Origin of the sequence: Massilia agrisoli, assembly GCF_020831365.1 — a bacterium.
Lineage (GTDB): Bacteria > Pseudomonadota > Gammaproteobacteria > Burkholderiales > Burkholderiaceae_D > Telluria_A > Telluria_A agrisoli.
Genome location: NZ_JAJHPV010000012.1, coordinates 89,484 through 115,104 on the forward strand (window position 1 = coordinate 89,484; position 25,621 = coordinate 115,104).

Consider the following 25,621-nt stretch of genomic DNA (forward strand, 5'->3'; position numbering starts at 1 on the left):
ACAGGAGATTGACATGAAGATCGTACGCAAAACCATGCTGCTGACGGCCATGGCCGCCAGCATCGCCATCGGTGGGATGGGCAGCGCGCGAGCCGATGCGTTCGCCCAGTCCATCCTCGTCATCGATAACTTCCGCCTGCTGCATTCGTCGGGTACGCCATATAGCGTGACCGACTTTGGCATGCTGACCGGAACCAACGATGCGCATGCCACCGCTTCGCTGAACGGCGTGTTCGCGAACGGCGCACAGTCGTTTGGCATTTTGAGCGGCGTCAACCCGGACGTCGCCCATCAAACGGTTGGCAGTCCCAACCCGGCCCTGCCCGAAAATAATTTCGCGCCCTTCGCCAGTGCACCACCGGTGCCAGGCACCTTTGGCTACGCCGACCAGAACCTGAGCGGCAGCTCGATCACCGTCGGCGCCACGCCGGCTGGCGCAACGGCCGCCACCCGTGCCGATGCGTCGCTTGCCGTCAACGGTATCGCATCGGGCAACTCGGATGTCGGTACTTCCACCACCTTCAGCTTCACCCTCGGCGCCGCCGATTCGATGACCATCGCCTTCGACGCCACGCCATTTACCCAGGCCTATGTGTCGGCCGACGGTACGCCCACCACGAACGCCAATGCGCGGCTGTCGTGGAGCATCAACATCGTCGACATGACGACTGGCATGACCGTGTTCGCGTTCGCCCCGAACGAGCTCAACGCGTTCAGCAATGTCAGCCGCACCGACGGCTTCCCCGGCACCACCACCTACAACCCCGGTGAGCTGACCTTCAGCGCGACCACCGGCATGCTCAGCACCGCCAGCACCTACCAGATCACCATCCAGCACAACACGCTGGCCAACGCGCTGCAGGCCACGCAGGCAATACCGGAGCCAGCCACGCTGGCGATCTTCGGTATCGGCCTGCTGGGCATCACAGCGATCGGCCGGCGCCGCAAGCAGGCAGTGGAATAATTCGTGGCCGGTCCGTCATGGTCACGCCAGGGCCTTCAGACCTGCTTGTCAAGCGGTTTGGGCCTGCTGGGGATGTAGGCGCTAAGCCGCCGCAGGGGCTCTGATGCAGCGTTGCTGGAACGCGCATTTGCCGGTCAGCCGCGCAACTGGCCGGCCCCATTTTTTCTAACAGCTAAGCAGTTTTGATTCGTATCAACGGCGGCCGAGGTAGCCAGATTTGGTTGCCCACACGCCATATAATCGGACCATGTGCGGAGCGGGGCATGCGCTTCTGACCGCACGACTAGGAGATCGACAGAATGGAGGACTTCATCAGCCAGCTGCTGTCGAACGTGCGGGGCATCTGGAAATACCGCTGGCATGCGGTCGCCGTCGCCTGGCTGGTGGCCGTGGCCGGCTGGATCAAGGCGTACTCGATGCCGGACGAGTACCAGACGACCGCGCGCGTGTTCGTCGACACCCAGACCATCCTCAAGCCGCTGCTGTCGAACATGACCAGCGTGCCGAACGTCGAACAGCAGGTCGCCATCATGAGCCGCACCCTGCTCAGCCGCCCGAATGTCGAGCGGGTGATGCGCATGGTCGACCTGGATGTGCGCGCCACCACCGCGCGCGAGCACGAGAAGCAGGTCGAAGCCCTGATGTCGAAGATTAAGATCAGCGGCACCGCGGCCTACGACATCTACGCCATCAGCTACCAGGACAACAACCCGAAGCTGGTGCGCGACGTGGTCCAGTCGCTGCTGACCATTTTCGTGGAGGGCAGCTTCAAGGGCAAGCGCGGCGACTCGCAAAAAGCGGTCCAGTTCATCGATGAGCAGATCAAGAACTACGAGGACCGGCTGGTCGCGGCCGAGAACATGGTCAAGGAATTCAAGCTGCGCAACAGCACCCTGCTGCCGCGCCAGGGCGTCGACTACGGCGCGCAGCTGGCGATCGCCGCCGACCACTTAAGTGCCGCCAAGCTCGAACTGCTGGAAGCCGAACAGGCCAGGGCTGCGATCAAGGCCCAGGTCAGCGGCGACGCTTTATTGATGAGCATCGAGCAGCGCCCCGCCTCCCTGCCCAATCCCGAGATCGACACCCGCATCGCCGCGGTGAACAAGAGCCTGGACGCGCTGCGCCTGCAGTACACCGAGCAGCACCCGGACATCCTGTCGGCGCGCCGCCTGCTGGCCCAGCTTGAAGCACGCAAGGTCGAAGAAAACAAGCTGAGGATGAGCGACGGCGACCCGGGCAAGAACTACAGCCCGATGCTGCAGCAGCTGAAGGTGGCGCTGACCGAGGCCGACGCGCGCGTCGCCGCGATGACCGCGCGGGTCAGCGAATACACGGCGCGCCACGCTCGCCTGCTTGCGCAAAGCAATGCGGTGCCCGAAGTCGAGTCGCAACTGGCGCAGCTGAACCGCGATTACGAGATCAACAAGGACAACTACGAGAAGCTGATCGGCCGGCGCGAGGCCGCCAAGCTGTCCGGCGACCTGTCGTCGACTACCGAGATGATGTCGTTCAAGATCATCGACCCGCCGACGATGCCGATCGCGCCGATCGGCCCGAACCGCCTGCTGTTCTACACCATCGCCTTCCTGGCCGCCCTTGGCGCCGGCCCCGGCGTGGCCCTGTTGATCAGCCAGAGCCGCCCTGCCTTCCTGGGGCCAGGCGTGATGCGCGAAGTCACCGGGCTGCCGGTGCTCGGCACGGTCTCGATGAACTGGACCGAGCCGGAAAAGATCAAGCGGCGCCGCGGCCAGTACCTGTTCGGCTCATCGATCGCCGGCCTGGTCGCGGTGTACGCCGTCATGGTGGCCTCCGCTCTCCTGAAAAGCTGACGCGCGCAACGAGGGATAAACATGGAAACTCCAGATACGCACGACCAGGGCGTGGCCCTGGCCGACCCGGACCACAGCGCCGACCCGCGCCGCTATGTCGACATCAACCTCGCGCGCCTGCACCAGATGGGGATGGTGACGCACGATGGCGGGCGCACCAGCGCGGCCGAGGACTTCCGCATCATCAAGCGCCCGCTGCTGCGCAACGCGCTGCATGCCGGCAGCGGCACTGCCAACCGCAACCTGATCGTCGTCACCAGCGCGCTGCCCGGCGAAGGCAAGACCTACTGCGCGATCAACCTGGCCATGAGCATCGCCATGGAGAAGGACCACACGGTGCTGCTGGTCGACGCCGACGTCGCTCGCCCGTCGGTGCTCAAGGTGCTTGGCCTGGGCGCCGCGCCTGGCCTGATGGACATCCTCCTCAGCGAAAAGCTGGGCGTGGCCGATGTCATTTTGAAGACCAATATCGAGACCCTCAGCCTGCTGCCGGCCGGCCGCAACAACAAGCACGCCACCGAACTGCTGGCCAGCCAGACCATGAGCGCCCTTCTGGTCGAGATCAGCAACCGCTATCCGGACCGGATCGTCATCTTCGATTCGCCGCCGCTGCTCCTGACCACCGAGGCCAGCGTGCTGGCCGCGCAAATGGGCCAGGTGGTGATGGTGATCGAAGCCGAAGCGACCACCCAGGGCGCTGTCAAGGAGGCCCTGCGCCGCCTCGACCACTGCCCGCATATCAGCCTTATCTGCAACAAGGCGCGGTCCTTCCCGGGGGGCGACTATTATGGTTACTACGACTGACAAGGTGCGCAATGCGATGACGGTCGACGTCGAGGACTATTTTCACGCCGACGCAGTCGATACACTCGCGCCCCAGGCCGCGTGGGCCCACATGCCGTGCCGGATCGAGCGCAATATCGACGTCGTGCTTGCCCTGCTCGACCAGCACCAGGTGCGCGCCACCTTCTTCACGCTGGGCTGGATCGCGCGCCGCTATCCGGCCATGGTCAGGGCGATCGACGCGGCCGGGCACGAGATCGCCAGCCATGGCTATACGCACCAGAAGGCCTCAAGGCAGTCGCGCGTCCAGTTCAGGCGCGACGCCATCCGCAGCAAGGGGGTGCTCGAAGACCTGGTTGGCGACGCCGTGATCGGCTACCGCGCGCCGGCCTGCTCGGTCGGTCCCGAACACCGCTGGGCGCTGGACACCCTGTACCACGCCGGCTACCGCTACAGCTCCAGCAGCTATCCGCTGCTGCGCCGCCAGCGCGCGGACGCGCCGCGTTTCGCGTGCTTTCCGGCCGGGGCCTCGGGCATCCTCGAGCTGCCCCGCTCCACCGCGCGCGTGCTCGGGTATAACCTGCCGGCCGGCGGCGGCGCCAGCTTCCGCCTGCTCCCCTACCCGCTGTCGCGCGCACTGCTGCGCAGCGTGAACCGGATCGACCGCCAGCCTGCCATCTTCGGTTTCAGCGCGTGGGAAGTCGATGCCGGGCAGCCGCGCATCGCCGGCCTGCCGCCTGGCGCGCGGCTGCTGCACTACCTGAACCTGGGCCGCACCGAGCCGCGCCTGCTGGCCCTGACCCGTGAGTTTCGCTGGGGCCGCATCGATGAGGTATTCCCGATGCTGCCCGGCGTCTCCGAACCCGTCTTCCGAAGCCAGCTGCGGCCGCGCTGGCAAGGCTTTTCCCGCAGCGACGCGGCCGTCCAACCCGTGCGGAGTCGATCATGACAGTGTCTCTTGAACAGCCAAGGCTGGTAGTGCACCTGATCCACCAACTGGATGCAGGCGGCTTTGAAAATGGCCTCATCAACCTGATCAAGCACATGCCGCCGGACCGCTACCGGCACGCGATCGTCTGCCTGAAGGACTATTCGGACTTCGAATCGCAGCTGCAGACCCGCGGCGTCGAGATCATCAGCCTGAACAAGCGCGAGGGCAAGGACTTCGGCCACTACCTGCGCATGTTCAAGGCCCTGCGCGCGCTGCAGCCCGACCTGATCCACACCCGCAACCTGTGCGGCCTCGAAGGCCAGCTGGTGGCCGCGCTGGCCGGGGTCAAGCTGCGCGTGCATGGCGAGCATGGGCGCGACATGTTCGACCTGTATGGCAAGCGCCTCAAGTACCAGCTGCTGCGCCGCCTGCTGAGGCCGCTGATCGGCCATTTCATCGCGGTCAGCGCCGACCTCGAACACTGGCTGATCGACAGCGTCGGCGCGGAGCCTGGGCGCGTGTCGCAGATTGCCAATGGCGTCGACAGCATCCAGTTCCACCCGCGCCTCGGCCCGCCTGCGGCCATCGGACCGGCTGGCTTCATGCAGGACAACGCCTTCGTGATCGGCAGCGTCGGCCGCATGGTCGACGTCAAAAACCACGTCACCCTGGTGGACGCCTTCCTGCGCCTGATCGCCTCGCCACACCCGGCGCACCAGCGCCTGCGGCTGATGATCGTCGGCGACGGGCCGGCGCGCGCCGAGTGCCTCGACATGCTGACCCGGGCCGGCGCCTCGCACCGCGCCTGGCTGCCGGGCGAACGCGGCGACATTCCACAGCTGCTGCGCGCGATGGACCTGTTCGTGCTGCCGTCGCTGGCCGAGGGCAGCTCCAACACCATCCTCGAGGCGATGGCCACCGGCCTGCCGGTGGTCGCCACTGCGGTAGGCGGCAATACGGAGCTGGTACGCCCCGGCTTTACCGGCATCCTGGTGCCGCCCAAGTCGCCCGAACTGATGGCGGCCGCCATCGCCGATTACTGCCGGATTCCGGAGATGGGAGCGCGCCACGGCATGCGCGCGCGCAGCCAGGTCATCGCCCAGCACAGCCTGCCGGCGATGGCGCGCGGCTACATGGCCGTCTACGATTCGCTGACCCAGCCGCCGCCCTGCCCGCACACGCTTGCCAATGGCGCCTGAACCGGGGATGCCCGCATGCGCATCCTGCACGTGCTCGATCATTCGGTTCCGGTCCACACCGCCTACTCGCACCGCACGCTGTCGCTGCTCCGGCAGCAGCGCGCGCTCGGGTGGCACACGGTGCAGCTGACCGGCCCGGCCCAGGGCAAGGTCGAGACCGAGGACCGCAACCGCGACGGCTGGCACTTTATCCGCACCGCGCCCGGACCCGGCTGGCTGCCGCCACTCCTGCTGGCACGGCGCATGGCGCGCCGCATACGCCACGCCATCAGGCTGGCGCGCCCGGACATCCTCCACGCGCACCCGCCGGCCCTCAACGCGGCCGCGGCGCTGTGGGCGGGCTGGCGCAGCGACGTGCCGGTGCTGGTGGAGCTCCAAGGCGGCGCCATCTCCATGCTGGATAACTATGCCGCCCGCGCGGCCGCGGCGGTTGTCGCGGACAGTTTCGCGCTGCGCGGCGAGCTGCTAAGGCGCGGCGTTGCGGAGGGGCGCATCAGCGTCGTGCACCCGGCGATCGAGCAGCCGCGCCCTGCCATCGCTCCCTGGCCTGCCTACCTGCCCGGGCGGGGCGACCCGCTGATTGCCTACGCCGGCCCACTTGAAGAACGCGGCGGCGTACACCTGCTGGTGACTGCGATGGCGCCACTGCTGCGCATGTACCCGGCACTGCGGCTGGTACTTGCTGGCAGCGGCCCGGCGCAGGCAGCGCTGATGGGCCGGGCGACCGCGCTCGGCACCGCGGTCATTTTTGCAGGCAAGCCGGACCGCGACGAGTTCGGCGCGATCTGCGAGGCCGCGGATATCGTTATTTTCCCGGCGCTGCCAACGGTCTCGCTGGCGGCCGCGCGCAAACCGCTGGAAGCGATGGCGCACGGCGCACTGGTGCTGGCCTCGGACACCGCGCCGCACCGCGAACTTGTCGACCACGGTCGCAACGGCGTGCTGTTCGAAGCGGGAAGCGTGGACAGCCTGGCCGATGCGGTGGCCGCACTGCTGGCCGAGCCGGCATGCATGCAGCCGCTGCGTGAACGCGCGCGCAGCTTCGCGGCCTCCGAGCGCAGCTGGGAAGCGGCGGCGCGCAGTTACGGCCCGGTGTACAAGCGGCTGCTGGAAGATGTGGCGTGTTGAACCAGGCCGGCTGCCAAATCCTCGCGCGGCTCGGCGCCAATCACCTCCAGGTAACAGCGCGCGATACGCTGGGCGATGCGGTCCCAGGTCAGCTCGCCAACCAGCACGCGTACTGCGGCGCGCCCCGGGGGCGCGTCGATAAAACCCAGCACGGCGCGCTTGATGCCGGTGGTGTCGCCAGGCGTCACCGTCCTGAGCGCAAACTCGCTGTCGGCAATCGTCAGCTCGCTGCCCGAACTGTTGACCACCGGCGTGCCGGCCGCCAGCGCTTCAAGCGCCGGCATGGGTTGGACCTCGGCTTGCCCCGGCAAGGCGAACACCGCGGCGGCGGCGAAGGCGCTCGCGAGCAGCGGGTCGTCGTGGCGCAGCTTGCCCATGCAGGTCACCCCGCGCACCTGCCTTACCTGCGCCAGGTAGTCCTGGTCGCGCTCCTGTGCCTCGCCGATCAGCACGAACGGCAACGCCATTTCGGACAACGCATGCGCCATGCCCAGCTGGTCCTTGTGCGGCGCGATGGCGCCAACCATCAGCACGAAGGGGCCTTCGATGCCGGTGCGTGCGCGGAACAGCGCGCCGTCGGCGCTGAAGAATTGCGGCGAGATCCCGTTCGGGAACACGCGCACCCGCGCAGGCGACACCAGGAAGGCCTCGCCGATGGCGCGCTTTTCCGCCTCGCCGAGCGCGACGATCAGGGTGGCCAGCTGCAGCGCGCGGCGCGTCTGCGCGTAACTGGTCTCGACATTCCATGCGGTGAGGTTGCCGAGCAGGCGGTCGGCGACGCGCGCCCTGGTGCCGCTGGAGCGGTTCCAGCCGGGCGAGATCAGGGGCGACAGGATCACCGGCACGCCCAGTTCCGACGCCGCCTCGACGATGCGGTGGTTGCCGTGGATGGCCGCGAACACGTGGATCAGGTCATACGCGCCAAGCTTGCCGCGGCACGGGTCGACCAGCTCCACCGAAATTGCTTCGCCGTCGACGCTGTCGAGCCGGTTCAGTGCGCGGATCGTCTCGCGGATCTGGATCTGCAGGCTGCCTTCGCGCTGGAACAGCATCGGGTACGACAGGATTCCGATACGCATATCTCTCTCCGCCTTGAAAGGGTTTGCACTATGAGCAGGCTCAACAGTTCTGCAAGGCTGCCGGTCTATATTCGATGCACCTGATTCAATTCAGTGTAGTGGCCGGCTCCCGTGAAACGTTGACAGGTATCAATCCACAACGCGCCGCCGGCCCTTCCCTTCACCAGCCTGGACCGGGTTACATGCAAGTACCGCTTTCGATCCTGATCTACCGCCGCGTGCTCGCCAGGCCCGACCCGCTGTTCCCCGAACAGCTCGACGCGCTGCGGTTCGAGCAGCAGCTCCGGCTGGTGACGCGCTGGTTCCGCGTGCTGCCCCTGTCCGACGCGGTGCGCCGCCTGCGCGAGCGCACCCTGCCTGGCGGCGCCGCCTGCATCGCCTTCGAGAACGGCTATGCCGACAATGCCTCGGTGGCGCTGCCGATCCTGCAGCGCCACCGCGTGCCGGCCACCTTTTTCGTCGCCAGCGGCTTCCTCGACGGCGGCTGCATGTGGAAGGACGCGGTCATCGACGTGGTGCGCAGCGCCACCGGCGACCGCCTGAACCTGACGTCCAGCGGCTTCGCCACCTACGACCTCGGTTGCCCGGTGCGGCGGCGCGCCGTCATCGACATGCTGATCGATACGCTGGGCCGCCTGCCGCACGGCGAGCGCCTGGAGCGCATCCGCAGCATGGCGCGCAGCTTCGCGCCAACCATGATGACCTCCGACGAGGTGCTGGCCCTGCACCGCTCCGGCATGGAGATCGGCGCGCAGACGGTCAGCCACCCGGTGCTGACATCGATCTCGAACGCGGACGCGCGCGCCGAAATCGCCAACGGACGCGCGCGCCTGCAGGAGATCATCCAGGCGCCGGTGCGCCTGTTCGCCTACCCGAGCGGCAAGCCGGGCCAGGACTTCGAAATGCGCCACGTGCACATGCTGCGCAGCCAGGGCTTTGACGCCGCGGTCACCAGCGCAAGCGGCGCCGCGCGCCACGACACCGACCCGATGCTGCTGCCGCGCTTCACGCCGCCGGAACGTGGCGCGCCCGGCCTGCTGCTGCGCATGGCCTGCAACTTGGTCAGGACGCCGGCTTGATCGCCAGCAGGGTAGTGTTCGGGGTGGCCACATGGGCGCAGAAGCGCAGCGGCGGCAGCGCCCGCAGCAGCCGCAATGCGGCCCGAAGCGCCGGTCCGCGCGCGCTGGCGTCGAGCATGTCGAAGCGGTCAAGGCTGGTCATGCCGTGGCGCGCCAGGTGGTTGCGCAGGCCGTACCACGTGAACCAGTTGACCGCGGGCTGCAGCGCGTAGCCTGCCAGGTCGGGCCGGCTGGTGCAGGCCAGGTCCTCGTAGTGCCGCTTGACGAAGGCCGGATACCACGAATACAGCGGCAGCTTGAATTCGTCCTGCACCGGGCAAAGCATGTTGCTGGTACTGAGGTAGAGCACGCCGCCCGGTTTGAGGATGCGGACGAATTCGGCCAGGCAGCCGCGCCAGTCGGCCACGTGTTCAATCAGCTCGGGCGCGATGCACAGGTCCATCGAGCGGTCGGGCCACGGAAGCGCGGTCGCCGACGCGACCTCGAAGCTGATCCCCAGCCCCGCTTCCCGGGCGCGCTTGCGGGCCAGCGCGATCAGCGCCTTGTTGATGTCGGCGCCATACACCTGGTGCCCGCGCCCCGCCCACAGCCGGCACTGGATGCCCGTGCCGCAGCCCACGTCGGCCACCTGCAGCGCCGCGCTGGTGCGGCCGGTAGCGCGCGCCAGCGCGGCCGCGATGACGCCCAGGCGATCCTGCGCGGCCTGGCGCGCGCCGCGCTCTTCGACCAGCTGCGCCGGATCGCCGTCGCCGCCCTGGCGCCAGCCCGGCTCCCGTGTCACGGGACGACCTCGGCGAACAAATGCGCCAGTTCGTTTGCCAGCATGCGCCGGTCGAACTTGCCGTTGGGGTTGCGCGGCAGCGGGCCCGGACGAATCTCCACCAGCGCCGGCTGCATGTACGAAGGCAGCCGCGCCTTGCAGGCCGCCAGCAGGGTTGCCGAATCCGGAATGCCGTCCTCGTTGGGGGTGGCCACCACCGCGACCGCCTGCCCGAGCACCGGGTGGGCCACGCCCAGCGCGACCGCTTCGCCCACCATCCCCGTCGCGTACAGCACGTCCTCGATCTCGGTGGGGCTGACGCGGTAGCCCGAGGTCTTGATCATCTCGTCGGTGCGGCAGATGAAGTACAGGTAGCCTTCCTCGTCCATCCGCACGGTGTCGCCGGACCAGACCGCCGCGTCGGGGCGCGGCTGGCCGGCGCACGGCGGCAGCGGCCGGAAGCGCCGCGCAGTCTGCACCGGATCGTTCCAGTAACCCAGCGACACCAGCGGGCCCCGGTGCACCAGTTCGCCCGGCTGGCCCGGCCCGCAGGCGCGCCCTTCAGGGTCGAGCACCAGCACCTCGGCGTTCGGGATCGCCTTGCCGATCGAGTCGGGCCGGCTGTCCACCTGCTCCGGCGCCAGGTAGGTGGAGCGGAAAGCCTCTGTCAGCCCGTACATCAGGTAGATGCGGGTGCGCGGCAGCGCCTCGCGCAACGTGGCCAGCGTGGGACGCGGCATGCAGCCACCGGAACTGGTGATGTAGCGCAGCTGGTGCCGGCCGCGCCAGTCGAGGTTGGCCAGCTGGATCCACAGGGTGGGGACGGCGGCCAGCCCGGTGATGCGCTCGCGGTCGATCATCTCTGGTATGTCGCGCGTGAGCACATGGTTCATCAACACCACCGAAGCGCCGCTGGCGAACGCGGTGGTCAGCTGGCTCATGCCGTAGTCGAAACTGAGCGGCAGCACGGCCAGGATGCGGTCGGCCGGGCTGTTGCCAAGGTAGCGCGCGACGCTGTCCGCGCCGGCCACCAGGTTACGGTGCGACAGCACCACGCCTTTCGGCGGCCCGCTGCTGCCGGAGGTGTAGAGCAGCGCGGCCATGTCGGTCTCGATGCAGCGGTGCAGCGCGGCGCCGCCGCCGTGCGCCAGGCATTCGCGCCAGGCGGTGACCGCCAGCCCTTTGTGGCGCGGCGCTTCGGGGTCGGCGACAACGACGTGGCGCAGTTCGGGGCACTCGTCCAGGATGCCGGTAAGGCCATCGAGGCGGGCGCGCGTGGTCACCAGCAGGCGCGCGCTGCTGTCGCGCAGCACATGCGCCACCTGGGCGGGCTTCAGCAGCGGGTTCACGGGCACGAACACCAGGCCCGCCTCGGCGGCGCCAAACATCGCCACCACCGCCTCGTGGCGCTTCTCGATGTAGATCGCCACCCGGTCGAAACGCTCCAGCCCGAGCGCGGCAAACCCGTGGGCTGCCGCCGCCACGCGCTCGGCCAGTTCGCGGTAAGTGAGGCGCAGCCCGCCGTCGACCAATGCCTCGGCGAGCGGGCGGCGGTCCGCGCTCTCCCCGATCAGTTCATGAATCAGTTCAGCCATGTCGTCTCCTCTATGGGCGCCACCAACCCATCATTGTGAAAATTTGCACTGGCCTTATTGATCAACGTCAACTTTTGCACGCTCCGCATGAGCTTGTGCGCACTCAAGATGAGCCGCTTTTCAGGGGTGTCTAATGAATCAGGGGTAGAAGGCGAAACAACGCTTTCCGCAACGCAATTAACGTGGAGCCGCCATGCGACCAACCGACAACGTCATGCATCTCGTTCGCACCTGGCCCGGGCTGGCGGCAGCCTCTCATGCGCGGCGTGCGACAGATGTGCAAGAGAGGCCAGACCCATGAACGCCCCGCTGGTGTCCACCCCGCGCGTGGAAGCGTTTTTCTTCGATGCCGATCCCGGCACCCGATTCAGCCTGTACCACGCGCCCGACCCCCATCGCCCCGAACGCGGCGCCATCCTGTATGTCCACCCGTTCGCCGAAGAACTCAACCGCACGCGCCGCATGGCGCTGCTGCAGGCGCGCCGCTTTGCCGCGCTGGGCTATGCCGTGTTCCAGATCGACCTGTTCGGCTGCGGCGACAGCTGCGGCGACTTTTCCGCGGCGCGCTGGGACATCTGGAAGCGCGACCTCGGCGTGGCGCTCGAGTGGCTGCGCGGACGCAGCGCCGGCCCGGTCCAGCTGTGGGGCCTGCGCCTGGGCGGCCTGCTGGCCCTCGATTTCGCCAGCAGCACGCCGGTCGACGGCATCATCCTGTGGCAGCCCTTCATGCAGGGACGCAGCTGCATCAACCACTTCCTGCGCGAGCAGCTGATCGCACAGGGCGACAATCCCCCACCCGGCTCGCCGCGCAGCACGGCCGCCCTGCGCGCCTACCTTGCGGCCCATGGCAGCATCGAAGTCGGGGGCTATGCGCTGGCGCGCGAACTGGCGCAGGCCGTCGACGCCTGCGACGCCGTCGCGCTGGCCGTGCCGCCTTGCCCGATCCACTGGTTCGCCAGCGGCGCGCCCGCGCCGACGCGGCTGGCCGCCAGCGCCGCGCGGCTGACCCGCCGCTGGGGCGAGCGCGGCGCGACGGTCCAATTCCATGCGGTCGACGGGGTGCCGTTCTGGAACCCGATCGAGGAAGCCGAGTGCCCCGCCCTGCTGGCGGCCACCAGCGCCGTGTTCGGGGCCGAGCCATGAAATTCGACCAGCGCGCGCTGCGCTTTTGCTGCGCCGGCAGCTGCCTGGTCGGCATCATCGACGTGCCGGAACGCCCGATCGAGCGCGGCCTGCTGGTCATCACCGACGCCGCCCAGTACCGGGTTGGCGGCCACCGCCAGTTCGCGCTGCTGTCACGCACGCTGGCTGGCCGCGGCATCCCCGTCATGCGCTTCGACCACCGCGGCTGCGGCGACAGCGAGGGCGAACCGCGCCGCTGCGACAGCATCGATGAAGACATCCGCGCGGCGATCGCCGAGTTCTTCATGCAGATGCCCGACATGAAGGAAATCGTTATCTGGGGCCTTGGCGAGGCCGCCACCGCGGCTGCGCTTTACGCCCATGCCGACCAGCGCGTTCGCGGCCTGATCCTGCTCAATCCGCGCATCGAGGCGCCGGCGCCTGCGATCCGCCCCGCGCGCCAGTATTATCTTGGCCGGCTTGGCGAACTCGGATTCTGGAAAAAGGTCGCCACCGGCAATGTCGATTTCGCCGCCAGCGCGGCCGCGCTGCGCCAGCACCTGCGCGAGGCGGCCGCCGATCATACCGTGGCGCTGCCGCAGCGCGTCCTGGCCGGGCTGTCCTGCTTCGACGGGCAGCTGCTGGTGATCATGGGTGGCGCCGACGACAGCGCGCGCGAGTTCGACCAGCTGATCGGCAAGCACGAGCTCAAGTGCCGGCGCGTCGAGATCCCGCTCGCCAACCACACCTTCGCCAGCCGTGAATGGCGCGATGAAGTCGCGCAGGTCGCCGCGCACTGGATTGTCGTATGGTAGGCCCCACATGATCGACGCCATCCTGCTGCTGGCCGTACTGGGCGCGCCAGACTGCGGCGAGATCAGGCAGTACGCCATCGGCGGCGACTACACCAGTGCGAAGGACCGCCGCAACCTTGCGCTGGTCGAAGCCTTCCACTTCACCCCCGACATCGAAGCGATCCGGCGCACTGCGATCCGGCCCGGTGAAAACATCGCCACCACCCTGGAACACTATCCCAACCACCACCGCGCGCTGGCGGCAATGGCACGGCTGGGGCAGCGCGAGGCGGCCGCAAAGGTCAACGGTGCGGCGTACACGGTTGACTGCTACTTCGAGCGCGCGATGCGTTACCGGCCGGACGACGCCAAGGTAAGGGTGGTGTTCTCCAGCCACCTGCTCGAGACCGGCCGCGCCGACGCCGCCCTGCTCCAGATGCGCGAAGCGGTGCGCATCGATCCGCTCGACCCGGCCTCGCATTACAACCTCGGCATACTGCTGGTGATGCGCGGGGATTTCGCCGAAGCGAAGCTGCATGCGCGCCAGGCCTACGAGCGCGGCTTCCCGCTGCCCGCCCTGAAGAACAAGCTGCTTGAAGCGGGCCACTGGAAGGATGGCGACTAAGGCACCTGCGCCTTGACGCCGTGGTGGTGCATCAGGTCATACAAGGTCGGGCGGCTGACGCCGAGCAGGTGGGCCGCCTTGACGATATTGCCGCCCGAGCGCGCCAGCGCCATCACCATCACCTTGTACTCGGCTGCATCGCGCACCTCGCGCAGGTTGATGGCCGCGTCCGCGTTCTCCTTCACCGGCAGGCCAAGGTCTTCGGCGCTGATCTGCGGGCCATCGGACATGATCACCGAGCGCTTGATGCAGTTCTCCAGCTCGCGCACGTTGCCGGGCCACTGGTAGTCTTCGATCGCCGCCAGCGCCGCGTCGGAAAACGCCATCATCGGGCGGCCCTCATGCTGGCAGAAGCGGTTCCTGAAATGGTGCGCCAGCAGCGCGGCGTCGCCGACCCGCGCGCGCAGCGGCGGTATCTCGAGCACGATCTCGCGCAGCCGGTACATCAGGTCCTCGCGGAAGCGGCCGTCGCGCACCATCGCGGCCAGGTCCTGGTGGGTGGCGCACACGACCCGGACATCGATCGGTATCTCGTTCCTCCCGCCGATGCGCTCGATCACGCGCTCCTGCAGGAAACGCAGCAGCTTGGCCTGCAGCGGCAGCGCCATGTCGCCGATCTCGTCGAGGAAGAACGTGCCGCCGTTGGCCAGCTCGATCTTGCCCAGTGTTTGCTGGCCGGCGCCGGTGAAGGCGCCCTTTTCGTGCCCGAACAACTCGCTCTCGAGCAAGTCGGCGGGAATGGCGGCGCAATTGATGGCGACGAAGCGCCGTTCATGGCGGGCGCTCAGGCGATGCAGGCCGCGGGCGACCAGCTCTTTCCCGCTGCCCGATTCGCCCAGCAGCATCACGGTCGCCGACGACGACGCCACCTTCTCGACGCCGCGGCACAGCTTGAGCATGCCAGGGTCGCGCGTGACGATGCCGGCCAGCGGCGACTCCGCCTCAATCTGCAGCATGCGCCGGTTCTCCTGTTGCATCTCATGCAGCTTGCACGCGCGCGCCACCACCAGCGCCAGGGTCGCGGGGCAGAACGGCTTCTGGTGGAAATCATAGGCGCCGAGCGACACCGCCTTCAGTGCATTGGCGCGCTGCTGGTTCCCCGACAAAATGATCACCTTGGTGTCCGGCGCCGCGGCCAGGATCTGCTGCAGCGTCGCCAGCCCTTCACTCGCCCCATCGGGGTCGGGCGGCAGGCCAAGGTCGAGCGTCACCACCGGCGGCAGGTGGCGGCGCAGCTGGGCCAGGGCCGTTTCGCCGTCGCCGGCGACGATGACCTCGTACTCGTCGAAATTCCAGCGCAACTGCTTTTGCAGGCCAGCGTCATCCTCGACAACCAGCAGCTTGGTCTTGCCCATCGGCGTCCTCCGTCAACATCAAGTGTCGCGTTCCTAGCGGCTGCCTTTGCCGAACAGGACCACCTGTACGGTATCGATCAGGATCAGCAGGTCGAGGAACAGGCTGTTGTTCTTCACGTAGTACAGGTCGTACTGCAGCTTTTCGATGGCGTCTTCCACCGACGCGCCGTATTGGTAGCGCACTTGCGCCAGGCCCGTGATACCGGGCTTGATGCTGTGCCTGACCCCGTAATAGGCGATGTCGCGTTCGAGCTGGCGCACGAAATAGGCGCGCTCCGGCCGCGGGCCGACAAAGCTCATCTCGCCCCGGAAGACATTGAGCATCTGCGGCAGCTCGTCAACACGCAGCTTGCGGATGACACGGCCGACGCGCGTGATGCGCGGATCGTCCTTTGACGCCCAGGTAGGCGTTCCGCCCTGCTCCGCATCCGTGCGCATGCTGCGGAACTTGAGCACCTTGAAGATGCGGCCGTCGAGCCCGACCCGCTCCTGGCGGTAGAACACCGGCCCGCCGTCCTCCAGAAGAATGGCGGCCGCCGTCACCAGCATCACCGGCAGCGTCAGCGCGGTGATCAGGCCGCTGGCCACCAGGTCGAAGCTGCGCTTGGTTGCGGCGCGCACGAAACTCTGGTCGAATCCGCCGCCAAAAATCAGGTAGCTGGGCTGGAGCGAGTCCATGCGGATCTGGCAGGCCTCGCGCTCGAAGAAGGTGGCGGCGTCGATGACGCGCACGCCGCCCAGTGCGCATTCGAGCAGCTGGCGCACCGGGAAGGCGCTGCTGCGGCGGTTGGCCACGGTGACCACGATCTCGCTTGCTTCGTATTTGCGCGCCATCGCCAGCAGCGACTCGCCCATCGGCAGCAGGGAGGAGTCAGGGACGCAGCTTTCTTCGCCCTTGACGGGCACGCAGCCGATGACGTGGAACTGATGAAAGCCGAACTTGTTCGACGCCAGCGCGATGCATTCGTGTGCGAGCTGGCCGCCGCCGACAAACAGCAGGCGCGCCTCCAGCAGCGCCGACTCGGCCGACTTGAACACCACCAGGCGCGTGATCACCACGCCGGTCGCGCCGATGGCAAAAATCAGGATGCTGATGCCGCGGCCGAAATACAGGTCGGGCCGCACCGCGATCAGGGCCGACAGCAGCGCAAACCCGAGGCCGAAGGAAGGCATGATGCGGATCAGCGTGGTGCGCAGGCCCTCGCGCGTGCTGTGCTGGTACATGCCCAGCGCGCTCATGCTGAAAATGATGACCAGCGCGAAGGTGAGCGACGACAGGTACAGGTTATCGGCCCGGAAGTGGCCACGGCCGTCGGAGAACCACAAGGCGGACGCCACGCTGGCCGACGCCAGCAACATCAGCAGCTCGAGGAGCAGCAGGATGAATGCCATCTTGGAAACGTAGTGATTGAAGATCCGTATCACAGCTTCTCCCGGCAAATGGAAGGCGCCCGCCATGCGGCAGCAGGCATTTCTATCATTGCCGAATCTTGCCTTTAGTGCATTGACTATGGACAAGCACGGCCGGACCATGCAGGGAGCGAGGCAAGCGCCAGGTAAATGGACTATAGTGATGCTTCTGTACAAAACCTAAACACTGTCATGAAATTTGATGTCGCTATCGTCGGCAGCGGCCTGGCCGGTCTGTCGGTCGCCCTGCACCTGGCTGAAACCCGCAAGGTTGCAATCATCTCCAAGCGCGCCTTGCTCGATGGCGCCAGCAACTGGGCGCAGGGCGGCATCGCCGCGGTGCTCGATTCGGGCGACAGCCACCAGAAGCACATCGAAGACACCCTGGTTGCGGGCGCCGGCCTGTGCGACGAGGCGGCCACGCGCTACATCGTCGAACATGGGCGCGCCGCCATCGAATGGCTGATCGCCCAGGGTGTGCCGTTCACCCGCGACCCGACCGCTGAACTGGGATTCCACCTCACCCGCGAAGGGGGCCACAGCGAACGCCGCATCATCCATGCGGCCGACGCCACCGGCCACGCGGTGCAGGTCACCCTCGAACAGAAAGTGCGCGCGCACCCGAACATCAGCCTGTTCGAGCAGCACTTCGCGATTGACGTCATCACCTCCGACAAGCTGGCGGCCCAGGGCCTGCCCGCACCCGGCGAGACGCGCTGCCACGGCCTGTACGTGCAGGACGAGAAGACCGGCCGCGTGCTGACGGTCGAAGCCGAGCACACGGTGCTGGCCACTGGCGGCGCCGGCAAGGTCTACCTGTACACCACCAATCCCGACACCGCGACCGGCGACGGCATCGCGATGGCATGGCGCGCAGGCTGCCGCGTATCGAACATGGAGTTCATCCAGTTCCACCCGACCTGCCTGTACCACCCGTTCGCCAAGTCGTTCCTGATCACCGAAGCGATCCGCGGCGAAGGCGGACGCCTGCTGCTGCCGCCGGAAGCCGGCGCCGCAGCCGGCACGCGCTTCATGCCGATGCACGACCAGCGCGGCGAACTGGCCCCGCGTGACGTCGTCGCGCGCGCCATCGACTTTGAAATGAAAAAGCGCGGCCTTGACTACGTCAACCTGGACATCAGCCACCTGCCCGCCGAGTTCCTGGTCGAGCACTTCCCGACCATCTACGCGCGCTGCCTCGAACTTGGCATCGACATCACCAAAGAGCCGATCCCGGTCGTGCCTGCAGTGCACTTCACCTGCGGCGGCATCGTCACCGACCTGGCGGGCCGCACCGACATCCCCGGCCTGTACGCAGTCGGCGAAACTGCCTGCACCGGCCTGCATGGCGCCAACCGCCTGGCCAGCAATTCGCTGCTGGAGTGCCTCGTCATCGGCCGTTCGTGCGCGATGGAGATCGCAGCGATGGCGCCGCTGGAGACGCCTTCGCTGCCCGCATGGGACGAAAGCCGCGTCACCAACGCGGACGAAGAAGTGGTCATCGCCCACAACTGGGACGAACTGCGCCGCTTCATGTGGAACTATGTCGGCATCGTGCGCACGACCAAGCGGCTGCAGCGCGCGCAGCACCGCATCTCCTTGCTCAAAGAAGAGATCGACGAGTATTACCGCAACTTCCGCATCACGCCCGACCTGCTCGAGCTGCGCAACCTGGTCGATGTGGCCGAACTGATCGTCAACAGCGCACTGACCCGGCGCGAAAGCCGCGGCCTGCACTTCAGCCGCGACTACCCGGGCACGCTACCGAAGGCGCTGCCAAGCGTGCTGACGCCACCGCGACGATAGACCTGGATGGCCGCGGCACGGCCAAAGCACATGAACCACAAACTGACACCCTCAACGGCGGCATTGCTGACGATTCCGCCGCTGCTCTGGGCAGGCAACGCCATCGTCGGGCGCCTGCTGCGCGACGCGGTTCCGCCGATGACGCTCAACCTGCTGCGCTGGACCATCGCGCTGGTGATCCTGTTGCCGCTCGGGCGCGCGGCGCTGCAAAGCGGATCGGGCCTGCTGTCCAACTGGCGGCGCTTCTCGATGCTTGGCCTGCTCGGCATCGGCCTGTATAACTCGTTCCAGTACCTGGCGCTGCAAACCTCCACGCCAATTAACGTCACCCTGGTCGCATCGGGCCTGCCGGTCTGGATGCTGCTCGTCGGGTCGCTGTTCTTTGGCGTAAAGGCGCGCGCGCGGCAGCTGGGCGGTGCGGTGCTGTCGATTGCGGGCGTCCTGATCGTCCTGTCGCGCGGCGAGTGGAGCGAGCTGCTCGCGCTGCGCATGGTCGCGGGCGACCTGTACATGATCCTCGCAACAATCGCCTGGTCGTTCTACAGCTGGCTGCTGATGCAGCCGGGCGACCCCGCGCGCATCCGCGCCGACTGGGCCGCCTTCATGCTCGCCCAGGTCATTTACGGGGTGCTGTGGTCGGGCGCCTTCACCGGCATCGAGATCGCCGCCGGCAGCGCGCCCGTCGCGTGGAGCTGGCCGGTGATCGCCGGGCTGCTGTTTGTCGCCATTGGCCCGGCGATCATCGCCCTGCGCTGCTGGGGCGCCGGCGTGCAGCGGGCGGGGCCCAGCGTCTCCGCCTTCTTTGTCAACCTGACGCCGCTGTTCGCCACGCTCCTGTCGTCGGCCTTCCTTGGCGAGACCCCGCAGCTCTACCACGCAGTCGCATTCGCGCTGATCGTCGGCGGCATCGTGGTGTCGGCGCGGCGGTAGCATAATGCAGCCATGGATCACGACACCTTAGCCGTACAGCGCCTGGCCCAGTTCCTCACGCGCCATTCGCGCGTGCTGGTGCTGACTGGCGCGGGGATCAGCACCGGTTCGGGCATTCCCGACTACCGCGACAAGGACGGATCGCGGCGCGGCCCGACGCCGGTGCAGGGCCCGGACTTTCGCAGGTTCGAGGCGACGCGCCGCCGCTACTGGGCGCGCAGCATGGTCGGCTATCCAACCCTCGCGCGCGCAGAGCCCAACGCCGGCCACCGCGCGCTGGCCGACCTGGCAGCCCAAGGCGCCGTCGGCTCCCTGATGACCCAGAATGTCGACGGCTTGCACCAGCGCGCCGGCAGCAGCGATGTGCTTGAACTGCATGGCAACATCCATTCCGTGGTCTGCCTCGACTGCCATGCGCGGTTCAGCCGCGCTTTCGTGCAGTCCCTGCTGGAGGAAGCCAATCCTGGCATGCTGGGCACGACCGCGCGGCCGCTCCCGGACGGCGACGCGCAGCTCGAACCGGAAACCCTGGCCGCCTTCCACGAACCATTCTGCGTCCATTGCAGCGGCACCCTGAAGCCCGACGTCGTGTTCTTTGGCGACGGCGTGCCGGCCGACTGCACCCGCCGTGCGCTTGCCCGGATGGAGGACGCGGACGCCCTGCTCGTGGTCGGCTCGTCCCTGGTGGTATTTTCCGGCTACCGCTTCTGCCGCATGGCAGCCGCCGCAGGTAAGCCCATTGCCGCCGTCAATCTTGGAAAAACCCGCGCGGACGACCTGCTGTCGCTCAAGCTGGAAGCCTCGGCCGAGCAAGTCTTGCCTCTACTGCGAAATTTCCTGAACTAAGACGCCCTCCGCCGAGTCCCATTGACTGGGCTGTTAAACAGGGAGAGCGCCGTGTCGAACAACATCACACCTTACTACCCCACCCATACCCCCCTGCTGGGCAAGTGGCGTGGCCCAGGCCTGCTGGCGGGTGCCGCGCTGCTGGCCTCCTTCCTCTACGTGCGGGCGAAAACCAGCCAGGCGGAACGCGAAAACCCGCCCGAAGGGCAATTTGTCGACGTCGACGGCGTACGCCTGCACTACACGGTACACGGTGACGGGCCGCCGGTCGTAATGCTGCACGGAAATGGCCTCACGCACAACGATTTCGATGCCAGCGGCCTGACCGCACACCTGGCGCGGCATCACAAGGTCTATATCGTCGACCGTCCGGGCTTTGGCTACAGCGACCGCCCGCGAACGACCATCTGGACGCCGAAAGCGCAGGCCGAACTGCTGTACAAGGCGCTGGAAAAGCTGGGAGTCGAAAGGCCCGTTGTACTCGGGCACTCGTGGGGCACCATGGTCGCCGTCGCGATGGGCCTTGCCCATCCGGGATATGTGCGCGGACTGGTGCTGTTATCGGGCTACTACTATCCCAACCTGCGGCTGGACGCCCCGCTGATGGCGCCGCCGGCGATCCCGCTGATCGGCGACGTGCTGCGTTACACGCTGTCCCCGCTGTTAGGGCGGCTGATGTGGCCCGCGATCGCCAGGCACATGTTCCGCCCCGCCCCCATTCCCGACAGCTTCCGACAGTTGCCGGTCTGGATGATGCTGCGCCCCTCGCAACTGAGGGCCGGCGCCGCGGAAAGCGCGCTGATGGTTCCGTCGGCGATGACGCTCAAGAAGCACTATTCCGAGCTGGCGATGCCGGTGTCAATCATTGCAGGCAGCGGGGACCGTGTGGTCGACCCGTCGGACAACTCGGCGCGGCTGCACAACGACGTGCTGAAAAGTACGCTGAAAGTCGAGCCAGGGGTGGGCCACATGGTGCACTACACCCACCCGGAGCTGATTGTGCGGGCCGTGGACGCGATGAACCTGCCCGAACCTGTGCGCCTGGCGCAAGCCCAGCCCAGCCGCGCGTAGCGTTCTGATCAGAGAAGCTAGAATGGCTCCAGCAAATTACTGGAGCCGATTATGCGAGGGTTACTGATTTTATGCGCGGTGCTGCTGGCTGGCTGCGCGGGCAAGCCGGACAACATCACGCCGGTGCAGGACTTCGACAGTGCCAGGTATCTGGGCAAGTGGTACGAAATTGCGCGCATGGACCACTCCTTTGAGCGCGGGCTGACCAACGTCACTGCCGAGTACAGCGTGAACGCCGACGGCACCATCAAGGTGCTCAACCGCGGCTATAACCCGGAGAAAAAGGAATGGAAGGACGCTGAAGGAAAGGCCAAGTTTGTCGAGTCGCCCAATGTCGGCTACCTGAAGGTGTCGTTCTTCGGGCCGTTTTACGGGTCGTACGTCGTCTACGACCTCGACCGCGAGAACTACAGCTACTCGCTGATCAGCGGACCCGACAAGGACTACATGTGGCTGCTGTCACGCACGCCGACCATGGATGCGGCAACAAAAAAGCGCCTGCTCGATAAGGCGCAGGCGCTTGGGTTCGATACGTCGAAGCTGATACATGTGACGCACGAGGCGAGGTAATGCGGGCAAATCGGCGGATGCGCGCTTTGCGCTTATCCGCCCTACCGTACGCGGCCGGCTGATCGTAGGGCGGATAAGCGCGTCGCGCGCATCCGCCGGTTCGTATGATCAGAGAATCCGCAGCGAATAATCCGTCGCCCGCACATCCTTGGTCAGGCTGCCGATCGAAATCCGGTCGACACCCGTCTCCGCGATCGCGCGCACGCTGTCCATATTCACCCCACCCGACGCCTCGAGCAGCGCGCGGCCGGCATTCAGTTTCACCGCATCGCGCATCATCTGCAGGTCGAAATTATCCAGCAAAACCGACACTGCGCCAGCCGACAGCGCCTCATCGAGCTGCGCCAGGTTTTCCACTTCGATCTGGATCGACACGCCGGCATTGAGCGCTTGCGCCGCCGCGAGCGCGGGGCGCACGCCGCCAGCGGCAGCGATATGGTTTTCCTTGATCAGGATGCCGTCATACAGCGCCATGCGCTGGTTCTTTCCGCCGCCGACACGCACCGCATACTTCTGCGCCTGGCGCAGGCCCGGCAAGGTCTTGCGGGTGTCGAGGATGGCCGCATTGGTGCCCGCGACCAGTTCGACATACTTGCGCGTCGCGCTCGCAACGCCCGACATCAGCTGCAGGAAGTTCAGCGCGCTGCGTTCCGCCGTCAGCAAAGCGCGCGGCGGTCCTTCGATGGTGCAGACCACGCTGTTAGCCGTCATCATGTCGCCTTCAGCGTACTGCCAGTCGATCTCGATCGACTGGTCCAGCGCGATCATCACGCCTTCGAACCACGGCGCGCCGCACAGCACCGCATCTTCACGCACCAGCACGCGCGCACGCACGCGGACATCGTCCGGCACCAGCTTGCCCGTCAGGTCGCCGGTGCCGACGTCTTCCAGCAGCGCCGCCAGCAGGTTCTGCTCGAACGAAGCCTGCAGCTTCTCGTCAAAATCATCAAACGGGTTACGCAAGGTCGTCATGCAGGGCCAACTCCGGAGAACAGTGTGGATTCGGTCGCCAGGTCGCCGGTCGGCAGTGCCTTGGCCTTCTTCGCCGCTGCGAAATCGAGCATGCGGTCGATTGCCCGAACCGCCTGCTTGCCGATTTCAGGATCGACGAAGATCTCGTTCTTGCCGCTTTCGAGCACGTCGGCCAGGTTCTGCAGGCCGTTCATCGCCATCCACGGGCAGTGCGCGCAGCTCTTGCACGTCGCGCTGTTGCCAGCGGTCGGCGCTTCAATGAAGTGCTTGCCCGGAGCCGCCATGCGCATCTTGTGCAAGATGCCGTTGTCGGTAGCGACGATGAATTCGGTCGCGTCCAGCGTCTGCGCCGCGTTGATCAGCTGTGTGGTCGAGCCGACCACGTCGGCCATCGCCACCACGCTGGCTGGCGATTCAGGGTGCACCAGCACCTTGGCGTTCGGATGCTCGGCCTTCAGCAGCTCAAGCTCGACGCCCTTGAACTCATCGTGGACGATGCACGAACCCTGCCACAGCAGCATGTCCGCGCCGGTTTTTTTCTGGATATAGCCGCCGAGGTGCTTGTCCGGCGCCCACAGGATTTTTTTGCCCTGTGCGTGCAGGTGGGCCACGATGTCGAGGCCGATCGACGAGGTCACCATCCAGTCGGCGCGCGCCTTCACGGCCGCGCTGGTGTTCGCATACACGACCACCGTGCGGTCCGGATGCTGGTCACAGAAGGCGGCGAATTCGTCGGCCGGGCAGCCCAGGTCGAGCGAACAGGTCGCGTCCAGGTCCGGCATCAGAATGGTCTTTTCCGGGCTCAGGATTTTCGCCGTCTCGCCCATGAAGCGCACGCCTGCCACCACCAGCGTCTTGGCAGGGTGATCGCGGCCGAAGCGCGCCATCTCCAGCGAATCAGACACGCAGCCGCCGGTTTCTTCGGCCAGGTCCTGCAGGTCGCCATCAACGTAGTAGTGCGCGACGAGCACTGCTTCGCGCTCCTTCAGCAGCTTGCGGATGCGCTCCTTGAGCGCGATCTTCTCTTCTGGCGAAGGCGTGGCGGGCGTACGCGCCCACGCCTGGGCGGTGCAGCTCAGGCCACCCTGCGGGTGGTCGTACTCGACGGTCTTGATCGGAAGGACTCTCATGGTGATAACCCCATCATTGTTATTGCCAGACACCGTGGCTTAGTTAATACCCTGGCTTTGCAGGTAGTCTTCGTAGTTTCCGCGGAAGTCGATGATCTGACCATCCTTGATTTCGAGGACGCGGTTGGCCAGCGACGACACGAACTCGCGGTCGTGCGACACGAAGATGAGGGTGCCTGCGTACTTATCCAGTGCGATATTCAGCGACTCGATCGATTCCATGTCCATGTGGTTGGTCGGCTCGTCAAGCAGCATGACGTTATGACGGCCCAGCATCAGCTTACCGTACATCATGCGGCCCTTCTCGCCACCCGACAGCACCTTGACCGACTTCTTCACCTCGTCGCCGCCGAACAGCAGGCGGCCCAGGATCGAGCGCACGGCCTGGTCGTCGTCGCCTTCCTTGGTCCAGCGGCCCATCCAGTCGGTCAGGGTCAGGTCGTCCATGAATTCTTCGGTCGGATCCTGCGGCATGTAGCCGACGTTGGCGTTCTCGGCCCACTTCACCCGGCCGGTATCGGTGGTCATGCCGCACATCTCGCCGCAGATCGAACGCAGCAAGGTGGTCTTACCGGCGCCGTTAGGGCCGATGATCGCGATACGTTCGCCCGCTTCGACCATGATGCTGAAGTTCTTAAACAGCTGGACGTCGTACTTCTTCGAGATGCCTTCCACTTCCACCGCGAGGCGGTGCAGCTTCTTCTCGCCGTCGAAACGCACGAACGGATAGGCGCGCGAGGACGGCTTGATATCCTCGACCTTGATCTTGTCGATCTGCTTGGCGCGCGAGGTCGCCTGGCGTGCCTTCGACTTGTTGGCCGAGAAGCGGCGTACGAAGTCCTGCAGTTCCGCGACTTTTTCCTTGGCCTTGGCGTTGTTCGCCAGCTGCTGGTTACGCGCTTGCGTCGACGCCAGCATGTACTCGTCGTAGTTACCCGGGTAGATCTTCAGGGTGCCGTAGTCCATGTCGGCCACGTGCGTGCAGACCTGGTTCAGGAAGTGACGATCGTGCGAAATGATGATCATGGTCGAGTTGCGCTGGTTAAGCACGTCTTCGAGCCAGCGAATCGTATCGATGTCCAGGTTGTTGGTCGGTTCGTCGAGCAGCAGGATGTCCGGATTCGAGAACAGCGCCTGCGCCAGCAGCACGCGCAGCTTCCAGCCTGGCGCCACGTTGCTCATCGGGCCCTGGTGCTGGTCGATCGACACGCCTGCGCCCAGCAGCAGCTCGCCGGCGCGCGCTTCCGCCGAATAGCCGTCGTACTCGGCGACCTTGGCTTCCAATTCGGCCGCGTGCATGTAGTCGTCGTCGGTCGCTTCCGGATTCGCGTAGATTGCGTCACGCTCGCTGATCGCGTTCCACAATTCGGTGTGGCCCATCATGACCACGTCCAGGACGCGCTTGTCTTCGTAAGCGAACTGATCCTGACGCAGCTTACCGAGGCGCTCATTGGTGTCGAGCATGACGTTGCCGGCCGACGGTTCGAGGTCGCCGCCGAGGATTTTCATGAAGGTCGACTTGCCGCAACCGTTCGCGCCAATCAGGCCATAGCGGTTGCCATCGCCGAACTTGACGGAAATGTTTTCGAACAACGGCTTGGCGCCGAATTGCATTGTGATATTAGCTGTAGATAGCACTGGTA

General features: G+C 66.4%; 23 protein-coding genes. 15 read left to right on the plus strand and 8 right to left on the minus strand.

Annotated features, from left to right (window positions below):
- Positions 1 to 13: 13 nt before the first annotated feature.
- The 6 genes from LMJ30_RS07785 (at position 14) to LMJ30_RS07810 (ending at position 6,834) form a co-directional block, all read left to right on the plus strand.
- Positions 14 to 964 carry an EDSAP-1 family PEP-CTERM protein gene (locus tag LMJ30_RS07785; RefSeq protein ID WP_229431774.1) on the plus strand — a complete coding sequence of 317 codons (951 nt, stop codon included), beginning with the start codon at positions 14 to 16 and terminating at the stop codon, positions 962 to 964.
- A 299-nt stretch (positions 965 to 1,263) separates the two neighbouring features.
- Entirely contained in the window at positions 1,264 to 2,793 is a 1,530-nt protein-coding gene (locus LMJ30_RS07790; RefSeq protein ID WP_229431775.1) for an XrtA system polysaccharide chain length determinant, read from the plus strand.
- 21 nt (positions 2,794 to 2,814) lie between these two features.
- Positions 2,815 to 3,597 (plus strand): XrtA-associated tyrosine autokinase, encoded by a 783-nt coding sequence (locus tag LMJ30_RS07795; protein ID WP_229431776.1) that lies wholly within the window; start codon positions 2,815 to 2,817, stop codon positions 3,595 to 3,597.
- Positions 3,581 to 4,525: an XrtA system polysaccharide deacetylase gene (locus LMJ30_RS07800; protein ID WP_229431777.1), complete on the plus strand. Its 945-nt coding sequence runs from the start codon at positions 3,581 to 3,583 to the stop codon at positions 4,523 to 4,525. The genes LMJ30_RS07795 and LMJ30_RS07800 overlap by 17 nt, the downstream gene beginning before the upstream one ends.
- Positions 4,522 to 5,706, plus strand: a complete 1,185-nt coding sequence (locus tag LMJ30_RS07805; protein ID WP_229431778.1) for a TIGR03088 family PEP-CTERM/XrtA system glycosyltransferase — start codon at positions 4,522 to 4,524, stop codon at positions 5,704 to 5,706. The genes LMJ30_RS07800 and LMJ30_RS07805 overlap by 4 nt, the downstream gene beginning before the upstream one ends.
- A gap of 15 nt (positions 5,707 to 5,721) precedes the next feature.
- Positions 5,722 to 6,834, plus strand: coding sequence for a glycosyltransferase family 4 protein (locus tag LMJ30_RS07810; RefSeq protein ID WP_229431779.1), 1,113 nt, complete (start codon positions 5,722 to 5,724; stop codon positions 6,832 to 6,834).
- Here LMJ30_RS07810 and LMJ30_RS07815 read toward each other — a convergent pair.
- On the minus strand, positions 6,789 to 7,913 hold the full coding sequence (locus LMJ30_RS07815; protein WP_229431780.1) for a glycosyltransferase: 1,125 nt from the start codon (positions 7,911 to 7,913) through the stop codon (positions 6,789 to 6,791). The genes LMJ30_RS07810 and LMJ30_RS07815 overlap by 46 nt on opposite strands.
- Positions 7,914 to 8,095: 182 nt before the next feature.
- On the opposite strand from LMJ30_RS07815, the gene LMJ30_RS07820 reads away from it, so the two are divergent.
- Positions 8,096 to 8,992, plus strand: coding sequence for a polysaccharide deacetylase family protein (locus tag LMJ30_RS07820; protein ID WP_229431781.1), 897 nt, complete (start codon positions 8,096 to 8,098; stop codon positions 8,990 to 8,992).
- Here LMJ30_RS07820 and LMJ30_RS07825 read toward each other — a convergent pair.
- Both LMJ30_RS07825 and LMJ30_RS07830 read right to left on the minus strand, forming a co-directional pair.
- Positions 8,976 to 9,773 (minus strand): class I SAM-dependent methyltransferase, encoded by a 798-nt coding sequence (locus LMJ30_RS07825; RefSeq protein ID WP_229431782.1) that lies wholly within the window; start codon positions 9,771 to 9,773, stop codon positions 8,976 to 8,978. The two genes, LMJ30_RS07820 and LMJ30_RS07825, sit on opposite strands and share 17 nt — an antisense overlap.
- Positions 9,770 to 11,347, minus strand: coding sequence for an acyl-CoA ligase (AMP-forming), exosortase A system-associated (locus tag LMJ30_RS07830; RefSeq protein WP_229431783.1), 1,578 nt, complete (start codon positions 11,345 to 11,347; stop codon positions 9,770 to 9,772). Before LMJ30_RS07830 ends, LMJ30_RS07825 begins: the two co-directional genes overlap by 4 nt.
- Positions 11,348 to 11,644: 297 nt before the next feature.
- Here LMJ30_RS07830 and LMJ30_RS07835 point away from each other — a divergent pair, with 297 nt between their 5' ends.
- Genes LMJ30_RS07835 through LMJ30_RS07845 form a run of 3 tightly spaced genes read left to right on the plus strand, consistent with a single transcriptional unit; the run spans position 11,645 to position 13,888 of the window.
- Entirely contained in the window at positions 11,645 to 12,490 is an 846-nt protein-coding gene (locus tag LMJ30_RS07835; RefSeq protein WP_229431784.1) for a hydrolase 2, exosortase A system-associated, read from the plus strand.
- The gene (locus tag LMJ30_RS07840; protein WP_229431785.1) at positions 12,487 to 13,284 is read left to right on the plus strand and encodes a hydrolase 1, exosortase A system-associated; all 798 of its coding nucleotides are present in this window, start codon (positions 12,487 to 12,489) and stop codon (positions 13,282 to 13,284) included. Before LMJ30_RS07835 ends, LMJ30_RS07840 begins: the two co-directional genes overlap by 4 nt.
- 7 nt (positions 13,285 to 13,291) lie before the next feature.
- Entirely contained in the window at positions 13,292 to 13,888 is a 597-nt protein-coding gene (locus tag LMJ30_RS07845) for a tetratricopeptide repeat protein (protein ID WP_229431786.1), read from the plus strand.
- Here the strand turns inward: LMJ30_RS07845 and prsR are convergent.
- Both prsR and LMJ30_RS07855 read right to left on the minus strand, forming a co-directional pair.
- On the minus strand, positions 13,885 to 15,243 hold the full coding sequence (prsR, locus tag LMJ30_RS07850; protein WP_229431787.1) for a PEP-CTERM-box response regulator transcription factor: 1,359 nt from the start codon (positions 15,241 to 15,243) through the stop codon (positions 13,885 to 13,887). The genes LMJ30_RS07845 and prsR overlap by 4 nt on opposite strands.
- Positions 15,244 to 15,276: 33 nt before the next feature.
- Positions 15,277 to 16,635 carry a TIGR03013 family XrtA/PEP-CTERM system glycosyltransferase gene (locus LMJ30_RS07855; RefSeq protein ID WP_229431788.1) on the minus strand — a complete coding sequence of 453 codons (1,359 nt, stop codon included), beginning with the start codon at positions 16,633 to 16,635 and terminating at the stop codon, positions 15,277 to 15,279.
- A gap of 210 nt (positions 16,636 to 16,845) precedes the next feature.
- On the opposite strand from LMJ30_RS07855, the gene nadB reads away from it, so the two are divergent.
- Genes nadB through LMJ30_RS07880 form a run of 5 tightly spaced genes read left to right on the plus strand, consistent with a single transcriptional unit; the run spans position 16,846 to position 21,876 of the window.
- Positions 16,846 to 18,459, plus strand: coding sequence for an L-aspartate oxidase (gene nadB, locus LMJ30_RS07860; RefSeq protein ID WP_229431789.1), 1,614 nt, complete (start codon positions 16,846 to 16,848; stop codon positions 18,457 to 18,459).
- A 30-nt stretch (positions 18,460 to 18,489) separates the two neighbouring features.
- Complete coding sequence (locus tag LMJ30_RS07865) at positions 18,490 to 19,389, plus strand: DMT family transporter (RefSeq protein ID WP_229431790.1); 900 nt, start codon at positions 18,490 to 18,492, stop codon at positions 19,387 to 19,389.
- Between the two features lie 12 nt (positions 19,390 to 19,401).
- A complete protein-coding gene (locus tag LMJ30_RS07870) occupies positions 19,402 to 20,235 on the plus strand; it encodes an NAD-dependent protein deacetylase (protein ID WP_229431791.1) in 834 nt (277 codons plus the stop codon).
- A gap of 51 nt (positions 20,236 to 20,286) precedes the next feature.
- Complete coding sequence (locus LMJ30_RS07875) at positions 20,287 to 21,306, plus strand: alpha/beta fold hydrolase (RefSeq protein ID WP_229431792.1); 1,020 nt, start codon at positions 20,287 to 20,289, stop codon at positions 21,304 to 21,306.
- A 51-nt stretch (positions 21,307 to 21,357) separates the two neighbouring features.
- On the plus strand, positions 21,358 to 21,876 hold the full coding sequence (locus LMJ30_RS07880) for a lipocalin family protein (RefSeq protein ID WP_229431793.1): 519 nt from the start codon (positions 21,358 to 21,360) through the stop codon (positions 21,874 to 21,876).
- A gap of 108 nt (positions 21,877 to 21,984) precedes the next feature.
- On the opposite strand, the gene nadC is transcribed toward LMJ30_RS07880, so the two are convergent.
- From nadC to LMJ30_RS07895, 3 genes are read right to left on the minus strand one after another with little or no spacing between them, the layout of a single operon-like run.
- Positions 21,985 to 22,848, minus strand: a complete 864-nt coding sequence (nadC, locus tag LMJ30_RS07885; protein ID WP_229431794.1) for a carboxylating nicotinate-nucleotide diphosphorylase — start codon at positions 22,846 to 22,848, stop codon at positions 21,985 to 21,987.
- Positions 22,845 to 23,978 carry a quinolinate synthase NadA gene (nadA, locus tag LMJ30_RS07890; RefSeq protein WP_229431795.1) on the minus strand — a complete coding sequence of 378 codons (1,134 nt, stop codon included), beginning with the start codon at positions 23,976 to 23,978 and terminating at the stop codon, positions 22,845 to 22,847. Before nadA ends, nadC begins: the two co-directional genes overlap by 4 nt.
- A 39-nt stretch (positions 23,979 to 24,017) precedes the next feature.
- Positions 24,018 to 25,616, minus strand: a complete 1,599-nt coding sequence (locus LMJ30_RS07895; RefSeq protein ID WP_371872987.1) for an ABC-F family ATPase — start codon at positions 25,614 to 25,616, stop codon at positions 24,018 to 24,020.
- Between the last annotated feature and the right edge of the window lie 5 nt (positions 25,617 to 25,621).